Source organism: Aquamicrobium terrae (assembly GCF_040545735.1).
Lineage (GTDB): Bacteria > Pseudomonadota > Alphaproteobacteria > Rhizobiales > Rhizobiaceae > Mesorhizobium > Mesorhizobium terrae_A.
In genome coordinates this window covers 69,683-96,257 of record NZ_JBEPML010000013.1, presented here as the reverse complement: position 1 = coordinate 96,257, position 26,575 = coordinate 69,683, and the positions used below count along the sequence as shown (strand labels likewise).

The window sequence follows — 26,575 nt, the reverse complement described above, 5'->3', positions numbered from 1 at the left end:
ACCTTAAGAAACGGTGCGGCGCCTGCAACAGAAACGGGCGACGGCCTCGCTATGCGGCCAGAACATCGGCCCATTCGCGATGGCGGCGGAATTCGGCGGCCACATAACCGCAGACGGGCGTGATGCGCATGCCGTTCGCCCTTGCGTCCTCGACGGCATGGGCGACGAGCCGCGCCCCGACGCCCTTGCCGCGCGCGGAGGGCGGCACGAAGCTGTAGTCGATCAATATGTGGTCGGGGCTGCTGCGCACATAGGTGAGATAGGCCTCCTCGCCGCCCGGCATGGGCAGGACATAGCGGCCCTTGCCGCCGTCTTCGGCCTTGCGGATTTCGGTTTCCATGATCGTCATTGCCTTTGCTGCTTCAGCACGTCCGCCCATTCGGGATGACGCTGGAACTGGGCCGCCGCGAACGGGCACAGGGGGATGATCTTCTGGCCGGCGGCGCGCGCATCCTCCACCGCGCGCGCGACCAGCCGCGCGCCCACACCCTGGCCGCGAAAGGCATCCGGCACGCCGGTATGGTCGATGATAAGTTGCTTGCCCACTCTGGTGAAGGTCATCTCGGCTTCGGCACCGTCCAGTCCGTGCAGCACATAGCGGCCTTTCGGGCCGTTCTCTTCTAGCTCGATTTGGGGTAGCTGGTCGTTCATGCAAATGCTCCTTGCAGTGCCGGGACGGACAGGAAACGGCTCTACGGGAATACGCTTCCAGCCGCGCGGTCAAGTTGGACGGGCAGACCCATCATGTCCAGAGCGCTTCCGACGACAAGACCCGCGCCATGGCGGCGCGGGTCCAGTCTCTCGTCAGGTATGGAACACCGGTTACTGAACCATCATCCGCTGCTGGTCGCGGTTGGCGGCGTAGGTGTCCTTATCATAGGCCGGATGCGCCTCGAACTGTTCCTTGGTGAACTCGGTGTACAGATACTTCTTGCCGTCCTTGTCGGCCATCACCTTGAACGTATCCATACCGACCGCCACCGGCTTGGAGCCGACGCCGAGGAAGCCGCCGACGTCGACGATCACGGCGTCGACCTGACCGTCGGGCGTCAGCACCACGTCGCCGATCTCACCCACCTGGGCGTCATCGGCGCCATACACGGTGGTGCCGTTGAGGTCGTTGGCCGTCATGTCGGTCATCTGGACTTCGGTCAGGGTCGATTTGTCGATCGCCCCGGTCGAGTCAGCATCCGGAGTTGTCGGCGCCTCGGTCGTCTGCGGAGCGGCCGGTGCGACCGGCGTGGTTGCATCCGGCTGCGCCTCGGGGTTGGCGGCCGTATCTGTCGCCGGGGCATCGGTTGTCGCCGGCGCCTCGGTCGTCGCCGGGGCATCGGTCGTCGGGGTCACGGCCGGAGGAGTGTCGGTAGCCTCGGCGGATGCGGCCGGGGCCGGATCATAGCCGCGACGGTCGAAGTCGGGCAGGGCCTCGAGCGATTCCTTGGTGGCTTCGACGACCAGCCAGCGATCGCCGTCACGCTCGGCCCACTCCGCCTTGTTGAAATCGAAGGCGACGTTCTTCTGGCCGATGCCGAGGAAGCCGCCGACACCGATGACCAGCGACTCGGCCTGGCCGGCCTTCGACAGCACCACATCGTTCACCTTGCCGATATCCTGCGCATCGTCGCCGGTACCGTTGTAGACGCTCTCGCCGATGATCAGCGAAGCGAGATTGCCCTCGACGGGCTCGACGGCGGGGGCGGGTTCCGCCGGTGCCGTCTGCATGTCGGTGGCCGGCGCCTCAGCCGTGCCGTCGGGCGAAGCGGTGCCGTCCGTGGGAGCCACGCCAGGCGCTTCAGCCGCCGGCGTCACCGGCTTGTAGGGCGTGGAGTCGAAAGCCGGCTGGGTTTCCAGCTCCTCCTTGGTCACAGCCGCGATCAGCCAGCGGTCGCCATTCTTTTCAGCCCATTGCAGCTTGTCGTAGTCGAAAGCCACATCCTTGGCCCCGATGCCCAGGAAGCCGCCGACCCCGATGATCGCCGAGACGGCATTGCCATCCTTGTCGAACACGAGGTCGCTGACCTTGCCGATGTTCTGGGCATCGTCTGCGGTGCCGTTATAAACGGTCTCGCCGATGATATTGGAAACCAGGTGGCCGTCGGCCTGCACCACTGGCGCGGCCGGCTGCTCGGTCGTCGTGGGCGCTGTGTCCGCCGGCGCGGTCGTCTCCTGCGCCAACGCACCGGTGGCAATCAGCGACGCCAGCGCTGTCGTTGCAAGAAGCTTGCGGATCATGTCATCTCTCCTCGTGTGTGTTCTGGTCAATCGACCTTCGCACCGCCGCGGTAATCTCGGAGACCCGCAGCGTGCCTGCTGAGTAGAAACGTGTAGTCACCGCTCTTGTTCCGGGGATGGGCCGCTCTTTTTCTTGTGAAATTCAAGCACATTGAGGGAACCAAACACGCAACGCGCCGTTCTGGCGGGCACTTGTCTTTCCGGCGGGCAGGCTTGTTCAGTTGCCAGAGGTTTCGACCATGCGATTTGCCGCAGTGCTCAACAAGGACGGCGGAACCCTGCGTACGACCGATCTCGACGGTTTCTGCGAGCGCATGACCGGGACGCTGAAGGCGGCCGGTCACAGCATCGCAATCGATATCGCGTCCGGTTCCGATATGCCCGGCGCCCTCGACAAGGCTGTAAGGAAGCGCAACGTCGACGTGGTCCTTGCCGGCGGGGGCGACGGCACCATCTCGGCCGCCGCCGCGCGTCTGATGGGCAAGAAGAAGGCGCTGGCGGTGCTGCCGGCCGGCACCATGAACCTGTTCGCGCGCGGCCTGGGCATCCCGCAGACGCTGGACGGCGCGGTCGCGGCCTTCGCCACGGGCAGGATCAGGCCGGTGGACATGGCCACCGCCAACGGCAAGCCCTTCGTGCATCAGTTCTCTATCGGCATGCATGCGCGCATGATCCACCTGCGCGACAAGATGGACTTCGGTTCGCGGCTGGGAAAGATCGGCGCCTCGTTCAAGGCGGCCTGGACCACGCTGGTCGATCCCCCGGCAATGGACGTCACGCTGCTCATCGGCGAGGCGGAACTGGAAGCGCATGCAAGCGCCATCGGCATCACCAACAACCTGTTCGGCGAAGGCCACCTGCCCTATGCGGACGACCCCGCCGGTGGCACGCTGGGCGTATATGTGACGGTCGCCCGCGAGCGCGGCGAAGTGCTGAAATTCGCCTTCAACGTGGCGCGCGGCAAATGGCGCGACAACGAGCATGTGGAAATCCACCAGACAGACCATGTCGTCCTGAAAATCCGCCACTCACGCAAGAAGCCCTATGCAGCGATGGATGGCGAGCTTGTCGACCTCGACAAGGAAACCGAACTGAAAATCCACCCCAAGGCGCTGAACGTCCTCGTTCCTGCCGAGGCCTGATGCGGCGAGAGCAGGTGTCCGGCCTCTCCAATCACTGAGCGGCGGGAGCCGTCTCGGTCTGGGTGGGAGTTGGCGCCTCGTCTCCCGGCACCACCAGTTCGGCCACGCCCCATGCCACCAGCGCAAGCACGACGCCGCAGATCAGGATGACCAGCACACGCCAGCCGCTGCGACCCTGTTTGGCTTTCTGCTCGGGAAATATCCTGGCCATCATCGTCTCCTTGAGTCCCGGCCGTAACCGGCTATCGCAAGGTCAACGGCATCCGGAAGCGAAGGTTCCTGCGCTCCCGGCTCAATCCTCCTCGGTGTCCATGGGGTGGCCGCCGGGCCTGGCGTTCTCGCGATAGATGGCATAGGCCAGCAGGGCGAAGGCAGGCCCCAGCACGAGCCCCGGCCCGGCGCGGCTGCGCAGCAGGGCCGGCAGCGCGGCCAGCGCCGCCGTGGCGCCGAGCGCGGTCATGTCGGCGGCGCGCCTGCGTCTGCGGCGGCGGGCCCGCGAGCCCGCGCCGAGACGAAAGATCAGCAGGATCAGCCCCGCAATGACCAGAAAGCCGATGCCGAAGCCCAGTGTCGCCTCCAGCACGCCATAACGCGCCGAAGCCCAGATATGCAGGGCGCCGATGAGGAAGCCGATGCCGCACAGGGCCGCAACACCCGCCAGCCCATAGGCGATGGCTGCAAGCCTGGCACGCCGCAACGCCGCAGCGGTCTCGCCCGAGGCGAAACCGGCGATCAACGATAGCAACGCCCCCATGAGCCTGACGCCGTCAGCGGCGCGACAGGAGGGCGAACAGGAAGCCGACGCCGGCCGCGATGGCGAGCGACGTCACCGGCTTCTCGCGCACACTGGCAAGCACCTGCTCCTCCAGGTCGCGGGCATTGCTCTTGAGGCTGTCCATGGCCGCCTCGCCCTGCACACGCAGTTGCTCGACGCCCTGAACCGCAGCCCTGCGCGCGGTGCCGTAACCATGCTCCCCGGTTTCCGCAAGCTGCTTGGCCAGTTTCTCGATATCGGCCTTCAACTGGCGGATGTCGGCTTCGAGATCGGGATTGGTCTTGTTGTCGACTGCGGATTTTCCGGCTGCTGCGGCCATGATCAACTCCTTGTGTTTCGTGTAGCCGGGATCACAACGCCGGGCATGCGCCAAGGTTCCAGCCTCGTTGCCCGCAGACCCGCCTTCCTTGCGACACCCGGCTGCCTGCCCGCTCAAACGAGCGGCCGCTTGCCTTCGTCCAGCCCCTCCCAGCCGGAAATATACAGAAGTTTCTGGAGGTCAACTACCTCGCAGCCGCCGTCGCGCCACTCGATGACACCGCGCTGGACAAGCTTGCGCAGCGTCTTGTTGGTGTGGACCAGCGACAGGCCCAGCGTGTCGGCGATATGCTGCTGGGTGATGGGAATGGCCACCCGGCTGCGCGTTCCCAGCCCTCCGGCGCGCGCCCGCTCATGAATGAAGGCGAGCAGATAGGCCGCGCGCTCGATCGCGCTGCGGCGGCCGACGCTCAAAAGGTTTTCGTCCAGCATCCGCTCCTCGCGGGAAGCGAGCCAGGTGATGTCATAGGCGAGGCCCGGATGCTTGCTGTAGAGTTCCAGCAGCTTGTCGCGCTCGAACACGCACAGGATCAGTCCCGAAAGCGCTTCCACCGAATGCTGCATCTCGCCCATGATGCTGCCTTGCAGGCCGATCAGGTCCCCCGGCATGACATAGTTGAGGATCTGGCGGCGTCCATCCGGCAGCAGCTTGAAACGGAAGCCCCAGCCCGACAGCACGGTATAGAGATGCGGGCTGTGGCTGCCCTCGACCAGCACCGTCGCCCCCCGGTCGACGACCAGCTCGCCGCGCTTGAAACGGGCGATGAACTCCAGCTCCTCAGGCTCGAACGCGCGAAACGCCGGCAGCGGCCTCAAAGGGCATTCTTCACATGGATAACGCCGTGCCGACCCCGTTTCCGGCAAAAGCTCCCCGCTCTCGTTCCCCATTTCCGCCTTCATCCTCCTGAAATCGACCGCAGCCCGGAAAGTTCCGGCCCCACACCGACAATCCGCCCCGATACCGACGATCCTATGTCATTTTTAAATGACAACAGCCCCCCTAACAGACATGAGTGCCCTCCTTTGAGGGAGTACCTGCCCGTGGCCACCCCGCTCGACGGTCTGCACATTCTTCTGGTCGAAGATGAATATCTGATCGCTCTGGATGTCGAGACGATCTGCCTCGACCACGGCGCCGCGCAAGTCTCCATCGCGGGGCGGCATGCGGAACTCGGCGATGGCAGCCTCACCGACGGGATCGACGCCGCCATCGTCGACCTGATGATCAACGGCGTGCCGACCCTGGATTTCGCGGCCCGCCTGCAACAGCAGGGCATCCCTTTCATCTTCGCTTCCGGCCATATGATGACGGACGAGATCAGGGTGCGCTTCCCATATGTCGAGCTGGTGGAAAAGCCCTATTCCGGTGACGATCTGGTAAGGGCGCTGGCGGCGGCCCACAGGGCCGCGCCTTCTCAGTCGGCCGGCGACGTCATCACCTGAGTGGAAATTGCGTCTGGCCCGAAATCCTCCTCGCCCGAAATCTGCATGATCTCCTGCAGGCGCGAGCGGGCCCGGCTGACGCGGCTCTTGATGGTGCCGATGGCACAACCGCAGATCTCGGCCGCCTCTTCGTAGGAAAAGCCCGAGGCGCCGATGAGGATGATGGCCTCGCGCTGGTCTTCCGGAAGCTGCTCCAGCGCGCTGCGGAAATCGTCCAGATCGAGCTGCCCGTGCTGGGCCGGATGGACGGCCAGCCGCGCGGTCATGATGCCGTCCGTGTCCTGCACCTCGCGGCCGCGTTTGCGCATCTGGGAATAGAATTCGTTGCGCAGGATGGTGAACAGCCAGGCCTTGAGGTTGGTGCCGGGCTGGAAGCTCTCATGCTTGTCCCAAGCCTTGACGAGCGTTTCCTGTACGAGGTCGTCCGCCTTGTCGACATTCTGCGACAACGACACGGCGAAGGCCCGAAGACTGGGGATTGCCTTCAGCAGATCGTCCTTGAAACCTGCGGTCACGGCCATGCATCAGTCCTTGTCCTGAGCCGTCTCGGCTCGCTCGAGCTGGCCCAGCAATTCCGCAAAACGATCGGGAACCTCGTCATGAACGAGGTCGTCGTAATATTGCTTGAGCTTTCGGCCGATTTCGGAATTTGGCCCGAGCGGGTCCGCAGTACGGCTCTCGCGCCCCGGAGCGCTGGCCGTCGTGTTCTTGTCCAATGTTTTCATTCTGCCTTCTGTCCCATACCCTGATCGCCTGTCCCATCACGCCCTCGCACGAAACGAAACAAGCGCAGCCCCCGCGTTGATCGATCCAGCCGCAAACGTCCCTTAGCCAATTTAGTTCCATCCAGGCTGGAACTTTTTGCATTGCAGCGTGTTTTTGTGCCTCAGGCCTTGCAAACCCTTGCATCCGGCTTTTCATGCAACGCGTCATATGAGGGAGACGTACATCGTGACTCTGTCCGCTACAATTGCCCCGCACCTGCCTTTCCTGCGCCGATTCTCGCGTGCCGTCTCCGGCTCGCAGGAAAGCGGCGATGCGCTGGTCGCGGCGATGCTCGAGGCGATCATCGCCGACACCAGCATTTTCCCCGAGGCCTCCAGCGACCGCATCGCCCTCTACAAGATCTTCGCCCGCATGTTCACCTCGGTGGCGATCCGCATTCCGCAGGAGCAATCCGCCCTTCCCGACTGGGAACAGAACGCGGCCGCCAATCTCAACGCCCTGGCCCCGCGCCCGCGCCAGGCCTTCCTGCTGGTCGCCGTCGAGGGATTCGATGAAAAGCAGGCGGCCGAGATCCTCGACCTCGACGAAGCCGAGTTCTCCCGGTTGCTGGCCGAGGCGAGCAGCGAGATTTCGCGGCAGGTGGCGACCGACATCCTGATCATCGAGGACGAGCCGCTGATCGCCATGGACATCGAGGAAATGGTGGAAAGCCTGGGCCATCGCGTGGTCGGCATCGCCCGCACCCATGCCGAGGCGGTCGGCATGTTCGCAAAGTCGCATCCGCGCATGGTCCTGGCCGACATCCAGCTCGCCGACGGCAGCTCGGGCATCGATGCGGTCAACGAGATCCTCTCCGCCACGCCGGTGCCGGTGATCTTCATCACCGCCTTCCCCGAGCGCCTTCTCACCGGCGAGCGCCCGGAGCCCGCCTTCCTGGTGACCAAGCCGTTCAACCCGGACATGGTCAAGGCCCTGATCAGCCAGGCCCTGTTCTTCGACCGGCAGGCAAAGGCCGCCGCCTGATATTTTTCCGGCAACTGCGGAACCATTGCCGTGAGGCGGCGTTTTTTCAGGCGGATGTGCCAGAGAAGATAAAGAGGAGTTCGATCAATGCTTTACTGGACGCTTGTATTCCTCGTCGTCGCCATCATAGCCGGCGCGCTCGGTTTCGGCGGCATTGCCGGCGCTTCGGCCGGCATCGCCAAGATTCTGTTCTTCATCTTTCTGGCCTTCCTGGTGATATCGCTGCTGGCCGGTATTTTCAGGCGTGCATGAACGAACGGTTTTCCGAGAACTGGAAACCGCCCCCCTCAACCGGTTTCCAGCCGCCGCCGGGCAGTGCTTTGCAATGAAGCGCTGTCCGGCGGAACGCATTTTTGACGGAATCTCATTAGGCGTGTCGTACGGCCGGTACCCAGAGAGTAGATAAAATGGGTTCAAAAACCGATTCCAGGGCACCACCCCAGGTGAGCGACCCCAAGGCAAGCGACGAGGTCATAGACCCGTCACTACGCGACGAATCCCAGCTCGGCAGGGCTTTGCTCCACGCCTTGCGCAACGCCGGCGTGTCCGTCCTCTATCAGGACAGGGACCTGAGGACCGTGTGGGCCCGCAACATGGCCGCCCCCTGGATGCAAGGCGCCGAGGGCGACACCATCCTGCCGCCGTCACAGACTTCTCGCATCATCTCCGCGCGGGAGGACGCCATCGCCACCGGCAACGCCCACCGCTTCGAGATCAACGCCCCCGGCGACGACGGGCTGCGCTGGTTCGAGATCTGGGTCGATCCCGATCACGACGAGAAAGGCGTCGTCCGCGGCGTTATGACCACCAAGGTGGAGACGACCGAGCGCAAGCGCCGCGAACAGAGCCTGCGCGCCCTGCTGCGCGAGGTCAGCCACCGCTCCAAGAACCTGCTGGCCATCATCCAGAGCATTGCCAGCCAGACCGGCCGGCATTCGGAGACCATTTCCGACTTCCTGACCAGCTTCCAGGGCCGGCTGCAATCGCTGGCCGCCTCGCAGGACCTCGTCACCTCCTCCAACTGGCGCGGTGCCGAGCTGCGCGAGCTGATCCAGGGGCAGTTCGGCCACAACGCGGCCTATAACGAAAGCGAGCTGCACTTCGAAGGCATAAACCCCTATCTCAATCCCAATGCCGCGCTCCATATCGGCCTTGCCATGCATGAGCTGGTGGTGAACTCGCTCTCACACGGGGCCCTGTCGCATCCCGGCGGCAAGATCAACGTGCGCTCGGAAATGGCGGATGGCGGCGATGCGACAGACAACCCATCCCTGCATCTGTCATGGGTCGAACGGCTTGACCGGGGCAGCGAGCTGCCGCCCAACCGGGATTTCAGGCGCGTCACGCTGGAACGCGTCGTGCCCGCGGCGCTCAACGGCCAGGCATCGCTCGAACTGGTCGACGACCGGCTCGAATATCGGCTGCTCATTCCAAGCGGGAATTTCGAGGCCGACTGAGCGCCGGAGCGGCTTGACGCTCTCCGTTTGGGGCTCTTGTTTCCACGACCTGAGGTCATTGGCGGATCGGTTCCGACTATTGGGCGATACGCCATAGACCCTTGGGCAGGCTCGCAGGACCGGAACCTTGGGTCACCCTGTGCGTTTCCTTGTCCAGAGGACAACGCCATGGAACACATTGCTGCAGTATTGCTGATCATCGGGTGTTCGGGTGACCTTTCGCAATGCGCGGAGTTGCCGGCCCCGACCACCGTATTCGAGACCGTAGAGGAGTGTGCTGCAGAAAAGCAGCCGGCCCTGAACGCGTTCTCGAAGCGTACGGAGCGCGTCTTCGGCACCTGCATCGCGGTCGATCCGGCTCTTGAAGACGAATATGCCGAGATCGTCTGGCAGGTGCATCCGAACGGCACGCTGGAAGCGACGGTCGAAAAGGGCGGCATGCAGGTTGCCTCCAACGGTCATCGCCCTTGAAAAGCCCATGTTGCCGGCAAGGGAAATCGCTGGCACAACCTTGACGGTAGTGTGTTAATCGGCATGTGATCGCCACGAGGCGAGGGACATTGAAGCGAGAGGAGTGACTAAATGCGGAAGATCATCGTCGTCGTTGCGGCGTTGGCGGCCCTCAGCGGCTGCACGACCACCGAACAGGATGTGGGCGTCGGCGCGGCGGCCGGTGCGGTCATCGGCGGCATTGCCGGCGGCGGCAGGGGTGCCCTGATTGGTACGGCGGTTGGCGCCGGATCCGGCTTGCTGGTGCGCAATCTGCGCAACGGCTATTGCCAGTATCGCGACCCCGATACGCGCCGCATCTACACCGCCCGCTGCAACTGATCGGGGCAACGAACAGGACAACACGGAAGGCCGGGCATCCCGGCCTTCTTTTTTGGCCCTGTCACGGTCACCAGGCTTTCCAGCCGGCGGTGCCGGAAAAAGGTGGGGCGGCGTTCGGACCCGCCTATTTCAGCAGAATCCTGATCTCGACCTGCAGGCCGCTGGGCAGGAAGCGGCGCTCGATGGAGCCGTTCAGCTCGCGCGTGATGTTCATATCGATGAGCTTGGTGCCGAAGCCCGTGCTTGCCGGCTCGGCAAGTCCCTCCTGCCCGGATTCGCGCCAGTTGAGGACCAGCATCCGTTTTCGGTCGAGCCGCTCCATCCGCCACTCGACCTTCAGCGCATCCACTGAATGCCCGGCCTCGCCATATTTCAGCGCATTGGTGGCCAGCTCGTGGAAGGTGAGGCCTAGCGCCTGCGTCGCCGTCTCGTCCAGCAGGACCTGCGGGCCGGACAGCAGGCCGTCCGGCAGGTCCTTGCCGAACACCTGGCCGAGCTCGATGCGCAGCAGTTCGCTGAGGTCCGCCTTCTGCCAGCGCGAGCGGGTGAGCATGTCCTGCGAGGCGGCCATCGCCTGGAGGCGCGCGGCAAAGGAATCGGAGAATTCCTTGACGTCGGTGGCGCGCGACGCCGTCTGCCGGGCGATGGCGAGGATGCGGGTGATGAGGTTCTTGATCCGGTGCTTCATCTCCTGAAGCATCAGGTCCTTTTCCAGCAGGCTCTTTTCCGCCGTTTCGTGAAGCTGCTCGGCCGCATGATAGGCGCGCTCCTTGTAGCGGGCGACGAGCGCAATGGCCCCGGCCAGCAACAGCCCGAACAGGCCGAGCATGACCGGGATGACCCGCGACGATGGCGGCGAGAACGCGCTTGTCGGCTGGAATTGCAGGATCCACTGCCGCCCGGCGACATTCATCCGCCTTGTATCGACGATCCCGCCGAGGGTGGTGGCCGCCGGGGTGGCGGAACTGAACATCAGCCGCTGCGGCTCGACCTCGCCGTCATAGATTTCGACATGGACCGGCAGCAGGGGTATGCGCCGCAGCGCCAACTGGAACAGTTCGTTGGCGCGGAAGGCGGCATAGAGAAAGCCCTGCGTGACCGGCGTGCTGGTCGCGACCGTTCCCGGCGATGCATCCTGCTTCAACCGGGCAAAGACGATGAAGCCCGGATAGGGCTCGACGCCGCTGTTGCCGCCCAGCATGACCGGCCCGGTGGCGTGATGCGCGTCGTCCTTCATCGCCGCCTCGATGGCCTCCCGGCGGGCCGGCTCGCTGAACATGTCGAAGCCGATCACCGAATCGCTCGACGGCTTGAGCGGCTCGAACATCAGGATCGGCGTGCGCCATTGCTGGGTCGCTTCCGGGTAGACCTTGCGGTCGAGCCCCTGTTCCTGGCGGATGGCGCGCTCGGCAAGTTCCTCGTCTCCCTTGCGGACAAGCTGGAGGAAGCCGATGCCGCGCAGGCCGGGGAAATTCACCCCCACATCGAGCGCCGAGATGAAAGCCTGGAACTCGTTGCGGGAAACGTGGTTGCCATGGGCATCGAAGAACGCCTGGGTGGCCCGCAGCATGGTCAAATGCAGGTCGAGACGAGTGTCGATGCGCGAGATCGCGTCGTCCACCGTCGCCTCGAACTTGATCCGTGTCGCTTCCTGCGTGGCGAAATAGGCGAAGCCCGCCATCACCATGCTGATCAGCGCAACGGCCAGAAACGTCAGAAGCGGGAAAAGTCTCTTCAACTGGCTACGCGATCCTTGCCTGGGACTGCATTTCTAGCAAGTCCGCGCGCCTTGACAAGCTGGCGCGTGCCCGGGCTGGTCACGTTGTTGCATTCATGCCGCTATCTTCAGCGCCCCCGGCCCCGGGATGGCGCCCGGCGGGCATTTCCCGAGGATGATCATGCCCAGCACCTCGTCCTTGGTGACGTCCTGGGTCCTTGCCGTTCCGACTACCTGGCCGTTCTTCATCACGCAGACCCGGTCGGCGAGATCGAACACGTCGTGGATGTCGTGGCTGATGAGGAAGATGCCGATGCCGTCGGCCTTGAGCTGGCGCACAAGCTCGCCGACCTGCGCCGTCTCCTGCGGCCCCAGCGCCGCCGTCGGCTCGTCCATGATGAGGATGCGGGCATTGAACAGGATGGCGCGGGCGATCGCCACCGATTGGCGCTGGCCGCCCGACAGCTTGATCACCGGCTCCTTGAAGCGCTGGAAGCGCGGGTTGAGGCGGCCCATCACCTTGCGCGCCTCGGCTTCCATCGCCACGTCGTCCAGCGTGTTCCACCGCGTCATCAGCTCGCGGCCGAGGAACAGGTTGGCGGCGGCGTCGACATTGTCGGCCAGCGCCAGCGTCTGGTAGATGGTCTCGATGCCGTATTTCTTGGCGTCGCGCGGATTGTTGATCACCGCTTCCTCGCCATTGACGAAGATCTCGCCGGCATCGCGCTTGTAGGCGCCCGACAGGATCTTGATCAGCGTCGACTTGCCCGCGCCGTTGTGACCGAGCAGCGCCACCACCTCGCCGCCATAGAGGTCGACGGAGGCATCGTCGACGGCGCGGATACCGCCGAAGGCGATGGAGATGTTGCGCATGTCGATGAGCGGCACGGCGCTGCTGTTTGCGGCTTCCGCCATGGTCGTTCCTCCTACACCCGCTTGCGGTAGACGGTGTCGAGCCACACCGCGATGACCAGCACGGCGCCGACGACGATGTTCTGCAACGGCGAGTCGATGCCGAGCAGCACCATGCCCGATTGCAGCGACTGCATGAGCAATGCGCCGAGCATGGCCCCGATGATGGTGCCCGAGCCGCCGGCCAGCGACGTGCCGCCGATGACGGCGGCGGCGATCACCAGAAGCTCGTCCAGCGTGCCCAGCGCATTGGTCGCGGCATTTAGGCGGGCCGACGAGATCGCGGCGCTGATCGCCACCAGCACGCCCATGATCATGAACACCTTCATGGTCACCCAGCGCGTGTTGATGCCGGCGAGGTTCGCCGCCTCCGGATTGCCGCCGATGGCGAAGACATAGCGGCCGAAGCGGGTGCGGTTGGTCACGAAGGTCATGACGATGCCGACGGCGACCGCCATCAGCACGGGAATGGCGATGCCATGGGCGATGAACAGGCCGCCTTCCGGCACCTCGATGCCACGCGCCTCGGCGTAGCGGCGCACGATGCCGACCGGCCAGGGATAGGAGTTCGCCACCCACACCGCGCCGAGGATCGCCGCGCAGGCGACGCCGCCGAGCAGCACTTCGGCCCAGACCGGCCGCAGGGGGAAGCGGAAGCGCTTGCGCTGCCTGCGCCCGTTGAGCATCAGGAAGGCGACACCGAGGCAGCCGGCCACCGCCACCGCCCAGCTCCAGCCGGCCCCGATCGAGCCCATCGGCCCGCCGCCCATGAGCTGGAAGGTGGCGTCGAGCGGCGCCACCGTCTGGCCGCTGGTGACCCACCAGGCGGCGCCGCGCCAGATCAGCAGCCCGCCGAGCGTGACGATGAAGGCAGGGACCTCGAGATAGGCGATGATGAAGCCCTGGAACGCGCCGATGAGCAGGCCCGCGAGGATGCCGCAGGCAAGCGCGATCACCCATATCCATGGATCGCCGAGCGGAAATCCCATCACCCGGATGAGGATCTGCGCCTGCAGGACGCCCATGATCATGCCGACGATGCCCTCCATCGAGCCCACCGACAGGTCGATGTTGCGCAGCACGATGACCAGCACCATGCCGGTGGCCATGATCGCCACCGAGGAGGTCTGCACCGACAGGTTCCACAGGTTGCGCGGCGTCAGGAACAGGCCGCCGGAAAGAAAATGCAGCACGATCCAGATGAGCACCAGCGCGCCGAGCATGCCCAGCATGCGGGTGTCGAGTTCCGTCGCCTTGAGGAAGCGGCCGAGCAGGCCGAGATCAGCCTCCCGCGCCCGGTCGGCCGTCGTCGCTGAGGTCGCATCGTTCATGGGTTCCTCCCGCCGGCCAGGACAGGCCGCCAAATGCGCCGCACGGTCATGCTAGAGCATCGGACCGAAAAGTGGAATCCGGTTTTCGGTGATTCCGATGCTCTATCAATAATTTGGATCGTCCTTTGTGCGTCCGGATGGACGCACGGCGATCCAGGGCAATTCCAGCAAAAGTGCATAGCGGTTTTGCAAGCCGGATCGGCAAGGCGCCCGGCTTCTCTCATCGGTTTCGAAGTTCGAGGATTTCATGCCGGGCATGCCACGGCAGATGGCCGCATTGGGGCCGGAAGCGCCGGAATCCCGGCGCTTCCGAAACCGGAACGGCTCAGTCGCAGGCAGTGACACTGCCCGCCGCGACGCCGGTGCAGACCGCATCCTTGGTGATCCAGCCGGCGTCGATGACGACGTTGAGATTGTCCTTGGTGATCGCGACCGGCGTCAGGAACACCGACTTGACGGTGTTGCCGCCCGGCGTGGTGAAGTCCTGCACATTGGCGATGTCGGTCATCGCCTTGCCGTCGGCCAGTTCGCTGGCGATCTGCGCCGCGTTCTTGCCAAGCTCGCGCGCGTCCTTCCACACCGACACGGTCTGGGTGCCGAGCGCGATGCGGTTCAGCGCGGCATGGTCGCCGTCCTGGCCCGAAACCGGCACCGAGCCGGCAAGGCCCTGCGCCTGAAGCGCGGCGATGGCGCCACCGGCGGTGCCGTCATTGGAGGCCACCACCGCATCGACATTGTTGTCGTTGGCGGTCAGGAACTGCTCCATGTTCTTCTGGGCGTTGGCCGGCAGCCAGCCGTCCGTATAGGCCTCGCCGACATTCTTGATCTTGCCGGAATCGATGGCCTCCTTCAGCACCTCCATCTGGCCGGAGAACAGGAAATCGGCGTTCGGATCGGCGCCCGAGCCCTTGATGAAGACGTAGTTGCCCTCGGGCTTCAGCTTGAACACCTCGCTGGCCTGCAAGCGGCCGACTTCCTTGTTGTCGAAGGTGAGGTAGAAGACGTCCTTGTTCTCGATCAGGCGGTCATAGCCGACCACCGGGATGCCCTCGTCGAGCGCCTTCTGCACAGCCGGGCCGATGGCCGAGGCGTCCTGCGCCAGGATGATGAGCGCATTGGCGCCCTGGCTGATCAGGCTTTCGACATCGGTGAGCTGCTTGGAGGCCGACGACTGCGCGTCGGCCGAAATATACTTGTCGCCGGCGGCTTCGATGGCGGCCTTCATCGCCGCCTCATCGGTCTTCCAACGCTCTTCCTGGAAGTTCGACCAGGAAACGCCGATGACCTTGTCCTTGGCCTGCGCGGTGGCGACAAGCGTCAGCGACAAGGCGGCCCCTGCCAGAATGGCGGCCGTGAATTTCCTCATGATTTCCTCCCTGCGCCCAGCGGGCGCCACTGATCTGACCCGTTAAGCCGACTGGAGACTTTTTTCGAGCCTCGAAAAAAGTGTGGCGCAAGGACGGGACGGTGTCAACGGATTTCGTCGCCGTCGGGCTATTTATTTCGAAACTCGAATTAAATAATGACAGCACCCGGCGCTTCTGACACACTTGGCTGCCTGCTATGGGCGGCAAGCAGGACGGGAGGAGTTCGAAGGCCATGACCGTTGGAATGCGGCACGACGATCTGCGCCGGCGCAACCGCGCCATGGTGATCGCTGCCGCACGGCGCGGCGGACAGGTCTCGCGCACCGAGATCGCCGCCATCACCGGGCTCAGCCATTCCACCATCTCGGCCATTTCGTCCGACCTGATCGCCGAGGGCATATTGCTGGAAACGCGGCAGGAGCCGCCTGCCCTCAAGCGCGGGCGGCCGCAGGTCGGGCTTGCGCTTCACCCCCTGGCGGCATGCGTCGTCACGCTGATGCTGTCGCTGAACAGCCTGGCGGCCGTCAGCCTCGACTATGCCGGCAACCTTTTGGAGGAGGAGCAGCGCCGCCTCGACACGCGCGCCCTCCCCCGCGACGAACTGATCGCCGAATGCGTGGCCATGCTCCGCCGCCGGCTCGAACACAAGGCGCGCGAGGGCCGGCCGGTGCTGCGCATCGTGCTGGCCATACAGGGCATCACCGACGCGCAGGGCCGTTCCATGCTGTGGTCGCCGATCACGCCGCACACCGACATCCCCTTCGCCGACCTGCTCGAAGCCGAGTTCTCCGTGCCGGTGACGGTGGAGAACGACTCCAACATGATGGCCGAGGCGTTGCGCTGGCGCGACCCCCAACGCTATCGCGACGACTTCATCGCCATCCTGCTGTCGCACGGCATCGGCATGGGGCTGGTGCTGAAGGGGGCGATGTTCACCGGCACCCATTCGTCCGGCGTCGAGTTCGGCCATATGGTCCACCGCCCCGACGGGGCGCTCTGCCGCTGCGGCCGGCGCGGCTGCATCGAGGCCTATGCCGGCAGCTACGCCATCTGGCGCAACGCCAGCGGCCACGACGAGAGCGAGGAGCCGCGCGGCGACATAGACGAGGCGGAAATGCGGGCGCTGGCCGACGCCGCCCGCGCGCAGGACGGGCCCGAGCGGCAGGCCTTCCGCATCGCCGGCGAGGCGCTGGGCTTCGGTCTCGGCAGCCTGTTCGCCCTCATCGACCCCGCCCCCGTGGCGCTGGTCGGACTGAACGCGGCCGCCTTCGACCTGATCGAGCCGGCGCTGCGCGAGGCGATCGCCAGGACCGCCGGCGGCCATCATTCGGGCTCGATCAGCTTCAGCATCGAGCCCGACCAGATCGCCCTGCTGCGCGAAGGCTGCGCCATGCGGGCGCTGACCCATGTCGACCACCAGATCTTCGCCTCGGGCAGGTCGGGCACGGAAGGCGCCGACCGGTCTCAGTCTTCCCTGATGGCGTAGCCCGAACCGCGCACGGTGCGGATGACATCCGGCATGCGACCGGTGTTGACGGCCTTGCGCAGCCGCCCGACATGCACGTCCACCGTGCGCTCGTCGATATAGATCGTCTCGCCCCAGACATTGTCGAGCAGTTGCCCGCGCGAGAACACTCGGCCGGGATGCTGCATCATGAATTCCAGCAGGCGGAATTCGGTGGGGCCGAGCTTGATCTCGCTCTTCTTGCGGTAGACGCGGTGCTGCTCGCGGTCGAGCACGATGTCGCCGACCTTGAGCACCGAGGACAGCACCTCGGGCTTGGCCCGGCGCAGCAGCGCCTTCACCCGCGCCACCAGCTCGGGCATGGAGAACGGCTTGACCAGATAGTCGTCGGCCCCGGTCGAGAGGCCGCGCACCCGGTCGCTCTCCTCGCCGCGCGCCGTCAGCATGATGATCGGCAGGCGCTCGGTCTGCTCGCGCATGCGCAGCCGCCGGCACAGTTCGATGCCGGAGATCGCCGGCACCATCCAGTCGAGCACCAGAAGATCGGGCACGTTTTCCTGCAACCGCAACTCGGCCTCGTCGCCGCGCGTGACGATCTCGACCTGATAGCCCTCGGCTTCGAGATTGTAGCGCAGGAGCACGCCCAGCGGCTCCTCGTCCTCGACCACCATGATGCGGGGTGCGATCATGCCTCGTCTCCTCGAAACACTCAGGCCGCCGGCACCGGCACGCCGGTCTCGTCCTGCTTCGGCCGATGCGCCGGCAATTGCTCGCCGGTCAGCACATAATAGGCATTTTCGGCGATATTGGTCACATGGTCGCCGATCCGTTCCAGATTCTTGGCGCAGAACAGCAGATGCGTGCAGGCAGTGATGTTGCGCGCATCCTCCATCATATAGGTCAGCAATTCGCGGAACACCGACGTGTATTTGACGTCGATCAGTTCGTCCTCGTCGCGCAGCCGCACCAGTTCCTCAGGGTTGCGCGCGCCATACTGGTCGATCACGCCCTGCACCTGCTCCAGCACCAGTTCGGCCATGTCCTCGATGGAGCGGGCGAGGCCGCGCGGCATCGCCGACTTGCCCACGGCATCGACCCGCTTGGCGATGTTCTTGGCGAGGTCGCCGATCCGCTCCAGATCGCCGGCCATGCGGATGGCGCCGACCACGGCGCGCAGGTCCTGCGCCATCGGCTGGCGCTTGGCGATCAGCGTGATGGCGCGGTCGTCCAGGGTGCGCTGCAAGCTGTCCATGACGGCATCCTCGGAAACGACGCGCTGCGCCAGCGCCGTATCGGGAACGATCAGGCTCTGCGTCGCCTCGTCGACCATCGACCGCGCCAGACTGACCATGTCCCGCACCAGCCTTTCGATCTCCTGCAGATCGTCGTCGAAGGCGGTCACCGTATGGGCACCCATCATCCAATCCTCATCTGTTGGAACGCCAGCGCACTCAGCCGAAACGGCCAGTGATGTAGTCCTGCGTGCGCTTGTCGTCGGGGTTGGTGAACATCTTCTCCGTCGGCCCCTCCTCGACCAGATTGCCGAGATGGAACATGGCCGTGCGCTGCGAGACGCGCGCCGCCTGCTGCATGGAGTGGGTGACGATGACGATGGTGTAGTTCTCGCGCAGCTCGTCGATCAGCTCCTCGACGCGCGCCGTGGCGATCGGGTCGAGCGCCGAGCACGGCTCGTCCATCAGGATCACCTCCGGCGACACGGCGATGGCGCGCGCGATGCACAGGCGCTGCTGCTGGCCGCCCGACAGGCCGGTGCCCGGCTCGTGCAGCCGGTCCTTCACCTCGTTGAACAGGCCGGCCCGCTTGAGGCTCGATTCCACGATGGCGTCCAGTTCGGTCTTGCTGCGGGCAAGGCCGTGGATGCGCGGCCCGTAGGCCACGTTCTCGTAGATCGACTTCGGAAACGGGTTCGGCTTCTGGAACACCATGCCGACGCGCGAGCGTAGCTCGACCACGTCGATGTTGCGATCGTAGATGTCCTCGCCGTCCAGCGTGATCCTGCCGACCACGCGGGCGTTGTCGATGGTGTCGTTCATGCGGTTGAGGCAGCGCAGGAAGGTGGACTTGCCGCAGCCGGACGGGCCGATCAGCGCCGTCACCTGGTTCTGGCGCACCAGAAGGTCCACGTCGAACAGCGCCTGCTTGTCGCCGTAGAAGACGCCGACCTTCTCGCCCCGCATCTTGACGGTTTCCGGGGCGGCGGCCGTCCTGTCGTTCACTGCGGTTTCGATGCTTGCTTCGCTCATGATGTTCACGGGTGTTGTTTCCTTGATCTACCAGCGCCGTTCGAAGCGCCGGCGCAGCAGGATTGCGGCCAGGTTCATCGCGGCAAGGAAAAGCAGAAGGATGATGATGGCGCCGGAGGTGCGTTCCACGAAGGCGCGCTCGGCCTCGTTGGCCCACATGTAGATCTGCACCGGCAGCGCGGTGGCCGGGTCCATCGGCGTCGCCGGATAGTCGGCCACGAAGGCCACCATGCCGATCAGCAGCAGCGGCGCGGTTTCGCCCAGCGCCTGTGCCAGGCCGATGATGGTGCCGGTGAGGATGCCGGGTGCGGCCAGCGGCAGCACGTGGTGGAACACGGTCTGCATCTTGGAGGCGCCGATGCCGAGCGCGCCGGCGCGGATCGATGGCGGCACCGCCTTGAGCGCGGCGCGGGTGGCGATGATGATCGTCGGCAGCGTCATCAGCGTCAGCACCAGTCCGCCGACCAGCGAGGCCGAACGCGGCAGGCCGGCGAAGTTGACGAACACGGCAAGGCCGAGCAGGCCGAACACGATCGACGGCACGGCGGCGAGGTTGTTGATGTTGACCTCGATCAGGTCGGTCCACCGGTTCTTCGGCGCGAACTCCTCCAGATAGATGGAGGCGGCGACGCCGATCGGCAGCGCCAGAACCAGCACGATCAGCATCATGTAGAGCGAGCCGATCAGCGCCACGCCCATGCCCGCCGTCTCCGGCCGGCTGGAGGCGCCGAAGGTGAACAGGCCGCGGTTGAAGCGCTCGACCATGGCGCCGTCGGCGCTCAGCGTCTTCATCCAGCCGACCTGCTTGTCCTTCACCTTGCGCCGCGATTCGGGAACCGAAAGATCGATCTGGCCCTTGTGGGCGGAATCGACGTCGGCGGCGGCCAGCACCCACACGTCCCGCGTGGTGCCGATGATCGAGGGGTCTGCGATGACCATGTTGCGCAGTTGCGTGCGCACGCCTTGCGAGATCATGCCCGACAGCAGGCGCAGATCGGCCCTCGCCTCCGGCGCCTCGACATCGATGCCGAGCCTGGCGGCCAGCGCATTGCGCGCCAGCAGCGGATAGTTGGCGGTGGACAGCACGGCCGGATCGCTGGCCCGCTTGCCGTCGGGATCGATCACATCGGCGTCGAAGGTAACGGGCAGGCTGATCGAGGTCTGCCAGAAGGCGGTGTAGCCGCCCCGGATCACCGTGAACAGCAGCGCCGCCAGGAAGAAGATGCCGATGCCGATGGCGACAAGGCCGTAGAGGCGGAACCGGCGCTCGGCGCGGTAGCGGCGCTTGAGGCCGATATCGCGGCGGGGCGGCGCCACCGCATCCGCAACCGCGCCTTGATCGAACGGGATGTCGGTCATTCGTACTGTTCCCGATATTTGCGCACGATGTAGAGCGCCAGCACGTTCATGCCGAGCGTGATGACGAACAGCGTGATGCCGAGCGCGAAGGCGACCAGCGTCTGCGGCGAGGTGAATTCGAGGTCGCCGGTGAGCTGGTTGACGATCTTGACGGTGATGGTGGTCATCGCCTCGCCCGGGTTGATGGTGAGGTTGGCCGCGACGCCGGCCGCCAGCACCACGATCATGGTCTCGCCGATGGCGCGCGAGGCGGTGAGCAGCAGCGCCCCGACGATGCCCGGCAGCGCCGCCGGCAGGATGACGTTGCGCACCGTCTCGGAGCGCGTCGCGCCGAGCCCCAGCGAACCGTCATGCAGGGCGCGCGGCACCGCGCTGATGATGTCGTCGGACAGCGACGACACGAAGGGGATGAGCATGATGCCCATGACGAGGCCGGCGGTAAGCACGCTCTGCGCCATGATGAGGGGCTGGCCGCCGGCAAGGGCTGCCGAGATGTCGCGCAGCAGCGGGCCGACCGTCACCAGCGCGAAGATACCGTAGACGATGGTGGGAATGCCGGCGAGCACCTCGAGCACCGGCTTGACCACCGAGCGCACCTTCCGCGAGGCGTATTCGGACATGTAGATGGCGGCGAACAGGCCGACCGGCACGGCGAACAGCATCGCCACCAGCGCGATGTAGAGCGTGCCGGCCAGCAGCGGGATGAGGCCGAACTGGCCGGTCGCACCGCCCGAGCCGGCGGCGGCGAAGCGCGGGTCCCACACCGTGCCAAAGAAGAAGTTGGACAGCGGCACCGACTGGAAGAAGGCCAGCGTCTGGAACAGCATCGACAGCACGATGCCGACCGTGGTGAGGATGGCGACGGTGGACGCGCCGATCAGCCCCCACAGCATGACCCGCTCGACATTGTTGCGGGCACGGCGGCGCAGCGTGATGCCGGACAGGCCGAGCCAGGCGCCCGCCAGCGACAGAAGCACCGCAATGATGCCCGAATAGCGCACCGAGGCATCGGTCATGGAATTGTAGGTTTCGGCGGCGGGGACCATGTAGGCCTCGCCATTTGAGGCCATCGCCACGCCCTTGGTGGCAAACAGTGCCTTGAGGTCAGCCTGTCCGGAGCGCACCTGCTCCAGCTCGCCGGTGTTGAGACGGCGCAACCCGGTGCCGATGGTGTAGACGGTGCTTGTGGTGAGTGAGCGGTTCACGTCGGAGGCGGTGCGCACCTGCTCGGGCAGGCTGCGCCACACCGCGCCGTCGATGTAGAGCGGGCTCGCCACCTTCCAGATGGCAAAGAAGATGACGGCGGGAAAGATCGCCAGGATGAGCGCATAGGAACCATGATAGCCGGGCAGCGAGTGCTGCTTGACGCCGGCCTGCGGCTCCAGCCGCGTCGCCCGCAGCCGCGCCACGAGATAAGCCGCGACGCCTATGGCGAGGATGACGGCAAGGACCCAGGAAACGCTCATGAAGTGTGTCCGGTTGGCTCTGTTCGCTGCACACCTGAAAGGGAGCGGGGCGCGGCAGGCGCGCCCCGCGCCGGATCGTTACATGGTCTTGCCGGCCTCGAAGGCCGCGCGCTGCTCGTCGCGTTCCGCGTCGGGCGCCGACACCAGGCCGTATTCGGCCAGCGGGCTGTCGGGGCCGACCATCTCGTCCGCGAGGAAGAAGTTCACATACTCCTTCAGGCCGGGCACGACATCGAGGTGCGCCTTCTTCACGTAGAAGAACAGCGGCCGCGACACAGGATATTCGCCCTTCGCGATGGTCTCGACGGAGGGGGCCACGCCCTCGACGGTGGCGACCTTCAGCTTGTCGGCATTGTTCTCGTAGAAGGCGAGGCCGAACACGCCGACGCCGGTCTTGTTGGAGTCGATGCGGGCGAGCGTCTCGGTGTAGTCGCCGTCGATGTCCACGGCCTTGCCGTCCTTGCGCACCGCGATGCAGGCGGTAGCGGCGGCCTTGTCATCAGCGCCGGCGGCCTTGATGGCGTCGAGCGCGCCCGAAGCCTTGCAGCCCTCGGTCATCAGCTTCTCTTCGAAGACTTCGCGGGTGCCGTGCTTCTCGCCGGGAATGTAGGCGGCGATATCCCAGTCGGGCAGCGCCGGGTTCACTTCGTTCCACTTGGCGACCTTGTTGTCGACCAGCTTGCCGTCGACGACGACCTGCGCGGCCAGCGCCTTGTAGATGTCCTGCGCGGTCAGGGCCCAGTCGGGACCGTTGATGTCGGTGGCGAAGACGATGCCGTCATAGCCGATGCGCACTTCCTGGATCTCGGTCACGCCGGCATCGGCGCAGGCCTTGACTTCCGATTCCTTGATCGGGCGCGAGGAATTGGCGATGTCGATGGTGTTTTCACCGACGCCCTTGCAGAATTCCTTGAGGCCGCCGGAGGAGCCGCCCGATTCCACGACCGGCGTCTTGAAGTCGGAGAAGGCTTCCGAGAAGTTCTCGGCAACGATCTTGGCGTAGGGAAGAACGGTCGACGAACCGGCGATCTGGATCTGGTCGCGCGCCGAGGCGAAGCCGGCCGTGGCGGCCAGCGCGAGCGCCGCAACCGACGCGGTGAGAACGTATCTTTTCATGTGGCCTGCTCCTGTTCGCAAGGTCTCTGGCAGCGCTTCCTTAGCGCCCGGTCTGGCCAATAGACCCCGTTTATTACAGTCGCATGACAGTTTGGTGTCAGTCCGATTAAGCTTTGCGAAGACCGCCGGCGCCGGCCTTTCGACCGGAGCGGCAGGCCCTGGGCTGAAGCATCGGAAGAGAAAAGTGGAATCCGGTTTTTTGGCAAAACTATAACCGCCGCCGCGCGCTTTGCTGCCGCCCTAGCCGCGTCCGGTTTCCTGCTGCGCCTGTCCGGCACCCGGCGCGCGGCCGAGCCAGCGTTCCAGCTTGGCCATCAGAGCCCGGGGACTGACCGGCTTCGGCAGATAGTCGTCCATGCCGCATTCGAGGCACCGCTCCCGGTCGCCCTTGAGCGCATGGGCGGTGACCCCGACGATCGGCACATGCGGACCGTCGACGCCCCCGATCTGGCGGATGCGCCTGGTCGCCTCGTAGCCGTTCATCAGCGGCATGGAGACATCCATGAGGATCATGCGCGGCCGCAGGTTCTGGAACGCCCCGACCGCAAGCTGGCCGTTGGCGACGATCTCGAAACTGTAGCCGCTCTCGGACAGGATCTGCGTGAAGACGAGCTGGTTCACCTCGTTGTCCTCGGCCACCAGGATATCGAGGCCCCCGTCCCGCACCGGCCTTTCCTCCACAACGGGCGATGGCCGCACGGATCCCGGACTCGCCGCATCGGGCGCCTCCTCGGGCTCCTGCGCCTCCGCATGGGAGGCGCTGCCCCGATGGCGCTGGATCGCATCGACCACCGTCTCCAGCAGCGCCGACGAACGCACCGGCTTGGTCAGATGGGCATGGATGCCGAGATCGCGGCACTGGGGGTCGGACACCGAATGATCGACCGAAGTGAGCAACACGATCGGTGTGTCGGCAAGCGCCGGCGTGCCCCGTATGGCGCGCGCCACGTCGGGGCCGTTCATGCCGGGCATCTGGTAGTCGAGCACGACGCACTCCACACCGATGCCGCGCGCGGCCGCCGCCTCCAGGACCTTCAGCCCTTCCATGCCGTTGGCCGCAGCACAGGAATCGAACGCCCAGGCCTGCATCTGCTCCGACAGGATGGCGCGGTTGACCGCATTGTCGTCGACAATGAGGATGCGCGCGCCGGTCACGTCCACCGGCGGGGCGCGTCTGGTCCCGGCGCCGGCCTTGTCGAGCGTGATCTCGAACCAGAAGGTCGATCCTTTGCCCTCCACGCTTTCCACGCCGATCTCGCCGCCCATCAGGGCCACCAGCCGCGAGGAGATGGCAAGGCCGAGCCCGGTGCCCTCGTGCCGGCGCGTCGACGAGCCGTCGACCTGGCTGAACTTGTCGAAGACCAGCGCAAGCTTGTCGGCCGGAATGCCGATGCCCGTATCGGTCACCGCGAAATGCAGCCTCGTGCGGCCGTCCGCATCCTGTCCGGACACATCGACCAGCACATGGCCGCTGTCGGTGAACTTGACGGCGTTGCCGAGGAGATTGAGCAGCACCTGGCGGATGCGCCCCGCATCCCCGACGAACTGGTCCCCCAGGTCGGGCTCGACGCGGATCACCAGTTCCACGTCCTTTTCCCGCGCATGGGCCGTGACCAGGGCCATGGCGTCCTCGATCACCTCGTTCAACGGGAACGGCGCCGGGTCGAGCACCATCTGCCCGGCATCGATCTTCGAAAAATCGAGGATATCGTTGATGATGTTCAGGAGGGCATGGCCGGACTTGACGATGATGTCGGCGAAGGTCCGCTGCTTCTGGTCGAGGTCGGTCTTCGACAGGAGTTCGGCCATGCCGAGCACGCCGTTCATCGGCGTGCGGATCTCATGGCTCATATTGGCCAGGAATTCCGACTTGGCGCGGTCGGCCAGCTCGGCCCGGCGGCGCGCCTCCTCCAGTTCCGCTTCCCGCAGCTTCAGCTCGGTGATGTCGGTGGTCGAGCCGATCAGATAGAGCGACCCGTCGGAGGCGGTCATGGCGCTCTTGCGCGCGAACTGGTGGCGGACCGTCCCGTCGGCCGCAACCACCACCTCCTCGCTTTCCTGCGTCTGGCCGGTGCGCAGTACGGCCAGGTCGCTGTCGGTCATCTCCTGGCCGTCCACGCCGAACAGTTCCATGTCGGTCTTGCCGACCGCCTCTTCGGCGGCAATGCCGGTCAGTTCGATCCAGCCGCGATTGACGTAGAATTGCCTGAGGTCGGCATGCTTGGCGTAGATCGACACCGGCACGTTGTCGATCAGGCTGCGGAACAATTCGTTCTCGCGCATGCTTTCGCGCAGCGCCCTTTCGCGGTCCTTCAGCGCCGTGACGTCATAGTAGGAGATCAGACGCCGCCCGCCCGAAAGCGCCACGACGGAATAGATCAGCGTGCAGCCGTCGGCGCGCCGGAATTCGCGCGGCGCCACCTCGCCACCCCGGATTTCGGCCAGACGGCGCGCGACATAGTCCTCCCAGACATGCGCCTCCACGCCATAGACGCCGGTGTGGCGATCGGCTTCCATAAGGTCGCGGAACGGGCAGCCGGCCCCGATCGCGTCGGGCGACACGTTCCACAGCCTCCAGAACGCCCGGTTGACGAGCTCGACATTGAGCTTTTCGTCGACGATGACGATGGCCATGTCGAGCATGTCCACCGTCCGTTCGAGGTCGATGCGCAACTGGTGGCTGCGCGCCTCGGCACTGAGCGCATCGGCCTTGTGGCCTTCCAGTTCCGTCACATCGACGCAGGTGGCGATCAGCATGCCGGTATCGGTGCTGATCGACCGTTGCAGAATGATGCGGCCGCTTGAAAAGCGGATCAACAGCGGCTCGCCCGACGCGTTGCGCCGGGCGGCGAGCACCTTTTCGCGCCAGCTCCCCCGGTCGAGCCCGTCCGTGTCCCACAGCCCACGCTGCAGGCCGGCATCAAGGATTTCGCCATATGTGATGCCCGGCCGGATGACGTCGGCAAGCCCGCAATAGATCTGGAGCAGCGCATCGTTATGGAGCACGAGAACATCGTTCTCGTCATAAAGGCACAGCGCGTCGCTGATCGCGTTGAGCGCCGCCATGGCCTGCCGGGCCTCCCGCACCACGGCCGAGGGCGCCGGCAGCAGGTCGCGTGCCTGTGCGACGATGGCGGTGATGTTGCGCGCCCGGCCGCGATAACCGGCAAAGCTGCCGTCGGCATTGAACTGCGGGTCGCCGCTGGTCGAAATCCACCGACAACGCGCCGAGCCGTCCTTCAGCTCGTAGACGAAATCGCGAAACGGCCGGCGCTCCTGCAGGTCGCTCAGATGCGCCATCGCTGTCCGGCTGCCGTGGCGCAGTTGCTCCATGAAGTCGAAGCGGAACCGGCCGATCACCGTGTCCGGCGCGATGCCGGTGGCGGCATGGTAGTTGTCCGAGAGCCAGGAAAAGCGCAGCTCGGCATCGGTTGCCCACTGCCAGCCTTCTTCGGAGCTTGCCTGCTCGATCGGCTCGTGCGCCTTGCCCATCTGATCCCCGCCGGGCACCCCGCATGCGCGCCATCGGGATGCTGGTGACAAGGCTTAACCGTCTGCTAATCATATGGCAAGCAGGCCTGTCGCGACCCGGCTTCCGTGGCAGGATAGGACCTGCATTGCCAACGACTGC

At 65.3% G+C, this 26,575-nt stretch carries 28 protein-coding genes; 8 read left to right on the top strand and 20 right to left on the bottom strand.

The genetic code is table 11. The annotated features are described in order from the left end of the window. Nucleotides 1-49: 49 nt before the first annotated feature. The 3 genes from ABID37_RS17900 to ABID37_RS17890 form a co-directional block, all read right to left on the bottom strand. Nucleotides 50-349, bottom strand: a complete 300-nt coding sequence (locus ABID37_RS17900; RefSeq protein ID WP_354197243.1) for a GNAT family N-acetyltransferase — start codon at nucleotides 347-349, stop codon at nucleotides 50-52. Further along, the gene (locus ABID37_RS17895; RefSeq protein ID WP_354197241.1) at nucleotides 346-651 is read right to left on the bottom strand and encodes a GNAT family N-acetyltransferase; all 306 of its coding nucleotides are present in this window, start codon (nucleotides 649-651) and stop codon (nucleotides 346-348) included. The genes ABID37_RS17900 and ABID37_RS17895 overlap by 4 nt, the downstream gene beginning before the upstream one ends. 171 nt (nucleotides 652-822) lie before the next feature. Continuing rightward, entirely contained in the window at nucleotides 823-2,232 is a 1,410-nt protein-coding gene (locus ABID37_RS17890; RefSeq protein ID WP_354197239.1) for a PRC-barrel domain-containing protein, read from the bottom strand. A gap of 239 nt (nucleotides 2,233-2,471) precedes the next feature. Here ABID37_RS17890 and ABID37_RS17885 point away from each other — a divergent pair, with 239 nt between their 5' ends. After that, nucleotides 2,472-3,374, top strand: a complete 903-nt coding sequence (locus ABID37_RS17885; RefSeq protein ID WP_354197237.1) for a diacylglycerol/lipid kinase family protein — start codon at nucleotides 2,472-2,474, stop codon at nucleotides 3,372-3,374. A gap of 31 nt (nucleotides 3,375-3,405) precedes the next feature. Here the strand turns inward: ABID37_RS17885 and ABID37_RS17880 are convergent, their stop codons facing one another. From ABID37_RS17880 to ABID37_RS17865, 4 genes are all read right to left on the bottom strand, one after another. Continuing rightward, nucleotides 3,406-3,585: a hypothetical protein gene (locus ABID37_RS17880; RefSeq protein ID WP_354197235.1), complete on the bottom strand. Its 180-nt coding sequence runs from the start codon at nucleotides 3,583-3,585 to the stop codon at nucleotides 3,406-3,408. 81 nt (nucleotides 3,586-3,666) lie between these two features. Next, complete coding sequence (locus ABID37_RS17875; protein WP_354197233.1) at nucleotides 3,667-4,128, bottom strand: hypothetical protein; 462 nt, start codon at nucleotides 4,126-4,128, stop codon at nucleotides 3,667-3,669. Between the two features lie 13 nt (nucleotides 4,129-4,141). Next, nucleotides 4,142-4,468 carry an ElaB/YgaM/YqjD family protein gene (locus ABID37_RS17870; RefSeq protein WP_354197231.1) on the bottom strand — a complete coding sequence of 109 codons (327 nt, stop codon included), beginning with the start codon at nucleotides 4,466-4,468 and terminating at the stop codon, nucleotides 4,142-4,144. A 113-nt stretch (nucleotides 4,469-4,581) separates the two neighbouring features. Next, nucleotides 4,582-5,355 carry a Crp/Fnr family transcriptional regulator gene (locus tag ABID37_RS17865; RefSeq protein WP_354197229.1) on the bottom strand — a complete coding sequence of 258 codons (774 nt, stop codon included), beginning with the start codon at nucleotides 5,353-5,355 and terminating at the stop codon, nucleotides 4,582-4,584. Between the two features lie 153 nt (nucleotides 5,356-5,508). On the opposite strand from ABID37_RS17865, the gene ABID37_RS17860 reads away from it, so the two are divergent. Then, nucleotides 5,509-5,910, top strand: coding sequence for a response regulator (locus ABID37_RS17860; RefSeq protein WP_354197227.1), 402 nt, complete (start codon nucleotides 5,509-5,511; stop codon nucleotides 5,908-5,910). Here the strand turns inward: ABID37_RS17860 and ABID37_RS17855 are convergent. Beyond that, nucleotides 5,883-6,431, bottom strand: a complete 549-nt coding sequence (locus tag ABID37_RS17855) for a sigma-70 family RNA polymerase sigma factor (protein ID WP_354197225.1) — start codon at nucleotides 6,429-6,431, stop codon at nucleotides 5,883-5,885. The two genes, ABID37_RS17860 and ABID37_RS17855, sit on opposite strands and share 28 nt — an antisense overlap. Nucleotides 6,432-6,434: 3 nt before the next feature. Continuing rightward, the gene (locus ABID37_RS17850) at nucleotides 6,435-6,626 is read right to left on the bottom strand and encodes a NepR family anti-sigma factor (RefSeq protein WP_435521584.1); all 192 of its coding nucleotides are present in this window, start codon (nucleotides 6,624-6,626) and stop codon (nucleotides 6,435-6,437) included. A 235-nt stretch (nucleotides 6,627-6,861) separates the two neighbouring features. Between ABID37_RS17850 and ABID37_RS17845 the strand changes: the two genes are divergently transcribed. From ABID37_RS17845 to ABID37_RS17825, 5 genes are all read left to right on the top strand, one after another. Then, nucleotides 6,862-7,659, top strand: coding sequence for a response regulator (locus ABID37_RS17845; protein ID WP_354197221.1), 798 nt, complete (start codon nucleotides 6,862-6,864; stop codon nucleotides 7,657-7,659). An 87-nt stretch (nucleotides 7,660-7,746) separates the two neighbouring features. After that, a complete protein-coding gene (locus tag ABID37_RS17840; protein WP_082550044.1) occupies nucleotides 7,747-7,911 on the top strand; it encodes a DUF1328 domain-containing protein in 165 nt (54 codons plus the stop codon). A 155-nt stretch (nucleotides 7,912-8,066) separates the two neighbouring features. Continuing rightward, nucleotides 8,067-9,116: a sensor histidine kinase gene (locus ABID37_RS17835; RefSeq protein ID WP_435521581.1), complete on the top strand. Its 1,050-nt coding sequence runs from the start codon at nucleotides 8,067-8,069 to the stop codon at nucleotides 9,114-9,116. A gap of 168 nt (nucleotides 9,117-9,284) precedes the next feature. Continuing rightward, nucleotides 9,285-9,587 carry a hypothetical protein gene (locus ABID37_RS17830; protein ID WP_354197216.1) on the top strand — a complete coding sequence of 101 codons (303 nt, stop codon included), beginning with the start codon at nucleotides 9,285-9,287 and terminating at the stop codon, nucleotides 9,585-9,587. 111 nt (nucleotides 9,588-9,698) lie between these two features. Further along, the gene (locus ABID37_RS17825) at nucleotides 9,699-9,947 is read left to right on the top strand and encodes a YMGG-like glycine zipper-containing protein (protein ID WP_354197214.1); all 249 of its coding nucleotides are present in this window, start codon (nucleotides 9,699-9,701) and stop codon (nucleotides 9,945-9,947) included. A 124-nt stretch (nucleotides 9,948-10,071) separates the two neighbouring features. Here ABID37_RS17825 and ABID37_RS17820 read toward each other — a convergent pair whose 3' ends face one another. From ABID37_RS17820 to xylF, 4 genes are all read right to left on the bottom strand, one after another. Then, the gene (locus tag ABID37_RS17820) at nucleotides 10,072-11,685 is read right to left on the bottom strand and encodes a CHASE domain-containing protein (protein WP_354197212.1); all 1,614 of its coding nucleotides are present in this window, start codon (nucleotides 11,683-11,685) and stop codon (nucleotides 10,072-10,074) included. Between the two features lie 93 nt (nucleotides 11,686-11,778). Then, a complete protein-coding gene (locus tag ABID37_RS17815) occupies nucleotides 11,779-12,579 on the bottom strand; it encodes an ATP-binding cassette domain-containing protein (protein ID WP_354197210.1) in 801 nt (266 codons plus the stop codon). Between the two features lie 11 nt (nucleotides 12,580-12,590). Further along, nucleotides 12,591-13,907, bottom strand: coding sequence for a sugar ABC transporter permease (locus tag ABID37_RS17810; RefSeq protein ID WP_354197208.1), 1,317 nt, complete (start codon nucleotides 13,905-13,907; stop codon nucleotides 12,591-12,593). 325 nt (nucleotides 13,908-14,232) lie between these two features. Next, nucleotides 14,233-15,273: a D-xylose ABC transporter substrate-binding protein gene (gene xylF / locus ABID37_RS17805; RefSeq protein ID WP_354197206.1), complete on the bottom strand. Its 1,041-nt coding sequence runs from the start codon at nucleotides 15,271-15,273 to the stop codon at nucleotides 14,233-14,235. Nucleotides 15,274-15,506: 233 nt separating this feature from the next. Here xylF and ABID37_RS17800 point away from each other — a divergent pair, with 233 nt between their 5' ends. Further along, the gene (locus ABID37_RS17800; protein ID WP_354197204.1) at nucleotides 15,507-16,760 is read left to right on the top strand and encodes an ROK family protein; all 1,254 of its coding nucleotides are present in this window, start codon (nucleotides 15,507-15,509) and stop codon (nucleotides 16,758-16,760) included. Here the strand turns inward: ABID37_RS17800 and phoB are convergent. From phoB to ABID37_RS17765, 7 genes are all read right to left on the bottom strand, one after another. Further along, on the bottom strand, nucleotides 16,739-17,428 hold the full coding sequence (gene phoB, locus ABID37_RS17795) for a phosphate regulon transcriptional regulator PhoB (protein WP_354197202.1): 690 nt from the start codon (nucleotides 17,426-17,428) through the stop codon (nucleotides 16,739-16,741). The genes ABID37_RS17800 and phoB overlap by 22 nt on opposite strands. Before the next feature lie 20 nt (nucleotides 17,429-17,448). After that, nucleotides 17,449-18,156: a phosphate signaling complex protein PhoU gene (gene phoU, locus ABID37_RS17790; protein WP_354197283.1), complete on the bottom strand. Its 708-nt coding sequence runs from the start codon at nucleotides 18,154-18,156 to the stop codon at nucleotides 17,449-17,451. Between the two features lie 34 nt (nucleotides 18,157-18,190). After that, entirely contained in the window at nucleotides 18,191-19,012 is an 822-nt protein-coding gene (pstB, locus tag ABID37_RS17785) for a phosphate ABC transporter ATP-binding protein PstB (protein ID WP_354197200.1), read from the bottom strand. An 18-nt stretch (nucleotides 19,013-19,030) separates the two neighbouring features. Continuing rightward, nucleotides 19,031-20,362, bottom strand: coding sequence for a phosphate ABC transporter permease PstA (pstA, locus tag ABID37_RS17780; protein ID WP_354197198.1), 1,332 nt, complete (start codon nucleotides 20,360-20,362; stop codon nucleotides 19,031-19,033). Continuing rightward, a complete protein-coding gene (gene pstC / locus ABID37_RS17775; protein WP_354197196.1) occupies nucleotides 20,359-21,828 on the bottom strand; it encodes a phosphate ABC transporter permease subunit PstC in 1,470 nt (489 codons plus the stop codon). Before pstC ends, pstA begins: the two co-directional genes overlap by 4 nt. Before the next feature lie 78 nt (nucleotides 21,829-21,906). Then, complete coding sequence (locus ABID37_RS17770) at nucleotides 21,907-22,944, bottom strand: PstS family phosphate ABC transporter substrate-binding protein (RefSeq protein WP_354197194.1); 1,038 nt, start codon at nucleotides 22,942-22,944, stop codon at nucleotides 21,907-21,909. 240 nt (nucleotides 22,945-23,184) lie between these two features. After that, nucleotides 23,185-26,436 carry a response regulator gene (locus ABID37_RS17765; protein WP_354197192.1) on the bottom strand — a complete coding sequence of 1,084 codons (3,252 nt, stop codon included), beginning with the start codon at nucleotides 26,434-26,436 and terminating at the stop codon, nucleotides 23,185-23,187. Between the last annotated feature and the right edge of the window lie 139 nt (nucleotides 26,437-26,575).

Coding starts and splice junctions, on each gene's coding strand:
- phoU (WP_354197283.1), bottom strand. CDS start 18,156: ATGGGTGCCCATACGGTGACCGCCTTCGACGACGATCTGCAGGAGATC.
- ABID37_RS17840 (WP_082550044.1), top strand. CDS start 7,747: ATGCTTTACTGGACGCTTGTATTCCTCGTCGTCGCCATCATAGCCGGC.
- ABID37_RS17835 (WP_435521581.1), top strand. CDS start 8,067: ATGGGTTCAAAAACCGATTCCAGGGCACCACCCCAGGTGAGCGACCCC.
- ABID37_RS17765 (WP_354197192.1), bottom strand. CDS start 26,436: ATGGGCAAGGCGCACGAGCCGATCGAGCAGGCAAGCTCCGAAGAAGGC.
- ABID37_RS17815 (WP_354197210.1), bottom strand. CDS start 12,579: ATGGCGGAAGCCGCAAACAGCAGCGCCGTGCCGCTCATCGACATGCGC.
- ABID37_RS17895 (WP_354197241.1), bottom strand. CDS start 651: ATGAACGACCAGCTACCCCAAATCGAGCTAGAAGAGAACGGCCCGAAA.
- pstC (WP_354197196.1), bottom strand. CDS start 21,828: ATGAGCGTTTCCTGGGTCCTTGCCGTCATCCTCGCCATAGGCGTCGCG.
- ABID37_RS17890 (WP_354197239.1), bottom strand. CDS start 2,232: ATGATCCGCAAGCTTCTTGCAACGACAGCGCTGGCGTCGCTGATTGCC.
- xylF (WP_354197206.1), bottom strand. CDS start 15,273: ATGAGGAAATTCACGGCCGCCATTCTGGCAGGGGCCGCCTTGTCGCTG.
- ABID37_RS17825 (WP_354197214.1), top strand. CDS start 9,699: ATGCGGAAGATCATCGTCGTCGTTGCGGCGTTGGCGGCCCTCAGCGGC.
- ABID37_RS17870 (WP_354197231.1), bottom strand. CDS start 4,468: ATGGCCGCAGCAGCCGGAAAATCCGCAGTCGACAACAAGACCAATCCC.
- ABID37_RS17830 (WP_354197216.1), top strand. CDS start 9,285: ATGGAACACATTGCTGCAGTATTGCTGATCATCGGGTGTTCGGGTGAC.
- ABID37_RS17885 (WP_354197237.1), top strand. CDS start 2,472: ATGCGATTTGCCGCAGTGCTCAACAAGGACGGCGGAACCCTGCGTACG.
- ABID37_RS17900 (WP_354197243.1), bottom strand. CDS start 349: ATGACGATCATGGAAACCGAAATCCGCAAGGCCGAAGACGGCGGCAAG.
- ABID37_RS17855 (WP_354197225.1), bottom strand. CDS start 6,431: ATGGCCGTGACCGCAGGTTTCAAGGACGATCTGCTGAAGGCAATCCCC.
- ABID37_RS17770 (WP_354197194.1), bottom strand. CDS start 22,944: ATGAAAAGATACGTTCTCACCGCGTCGGTTGCGGCGCTCGCGCTGGCC.
- ABID37_RS17875 (WP_354197233.1), bottom strand. CDS start 4,128: ATGGGGGCGTTGCTATCGTTGATCGCCGGTTTCGCCTCGGGCGAGACC.
- ABID37_RS17880 (WP_354197235.1), bottom strand. CDS start 3,585: ATGGCCAGGATATTTCCCGAGCAGAAAGCCAAACAGGGTCGCAGCGGC.
- ABID37_RS17810 (WP_354197208.1), bottom strand. CDS start 13,907: ATGAACGATGCGACCTCAGCGACGACGGCCGACCGGGCGCGGGAGGCT.
- pstA (WP_354197198.1), bottom strand. CDS start 20,362: ATGACCGACATCCCGTTCGATCAAGGCGCGGTTGCGGATGCGGTGGCG.
- ABID37_RS17800 (WP_354197204.1), top strand. CDS start 15,507: ATGACCGTTGGAATGCGGCACGACGATCTGCGCCGGCGCAACCGCGCC.
- phoB (WP_354197202.1), bottom strand. CDS start 17,428: ATGATCGCACCCCGCATCATGGTGGTCGAGGACGAGGAGCCGCTGGGC.
- ABID37_RS17865 (WP_354197229.1), bottom strand. CDS start 5,355: ATGGGGAACGAGAGCGGGGAGCTTTTGCCGGAAACGGGGTCGGCACGG.